Here is a 757-nt window from a genome sequence, read left to right as displayed (position 1 = left end):
AGCAATTCGCTGCCGCTGTAGCGGGCCCCGGCCTGGCCGCTGACCAGGCCCTGGTCGCGGTTGTCGAGGTGGTCGATGGTCAGTGTCAGTGCGCCGTCGGCCTCGATCTTGCCGCCGCGGTTGTCCCAGCGCTGGCCTTGCAGGGTCAGCAGGTCCTTGCCCACCAGGCGGCCACCGCGGTTGTCCAGTTGCCCCGCGTCGATATGGGTGGCGCCCACGCCGTTCACCAGGCCCTTGGCCTGGTTGTCCAGCAGCCCGGTGACCTTGGCGGTGAGCGTGCCGTCGCTGAGCAGCTTGCCTTGCTCGCGGTTGTCGAGGCTGGCGGCGCTCACCTTCAACGCCTTGTCGGCAGCCAGCACCCCTTGGCGATTGTCCATCGCCTGGGCGATGGCCAACTCCAGCGCCCCGCCAGTGACCGTACCCTCACGGTTGTCTAAGCTGCCTGCCGTTACCTGGCCGAGGTCAGCGCTGGAGATCTCGCCGTGGCGGTTGTCGATGGCTGCGCCCGTGACCACTGCCAGGCCCGACTTGCTGGTGACCACGCCGCCCTGGTTGTTCAGGGTCAGGGCGCGGATATCCAGGCCGTCGGCCGACACCAGGCCATCGAGGTTGTCGAGCAACTGGTCGAGGCGCACGGTCAGGGCCTGTTCGCTGTAGAACTTGCCGCCCGTGTTGTCGAGGCTGCGGCCTGCCAGGGTGAAGGCGCCCTTGCCGAAGATCTCGCCACGCTGGTTGTCGATATCGGCGATCTGGCGCA

General features: G+C 67.8%; 1 protein-coding gene. It reads right to left on the bottom strand.

Going from position 1 to position 757, the window contains the following annotated elements; translation table 11 throughout:
* Positions 1–757: hypothetical protein (locus ACQ4OD_RS26350; RefSeq protein WP_430945224.1), on the bottom strand; the 757-nt coding region annotated here is incomplete at both ends.

It is taken from the genome of Pseudomonas sp. WC1 (genome assembly GCF_050586565.1).
Taxonomy (GTDB): Bacteria; Pseudomonadota; Gammaproteobacteria; order Pseudomonadales; family Pseudomonadaceae; genus Aquipseudomonas.
Note: the sequence above shows the minus strand (reverse complement) of the source record. Positions and strands in the feature narration are given on the sequence as shown.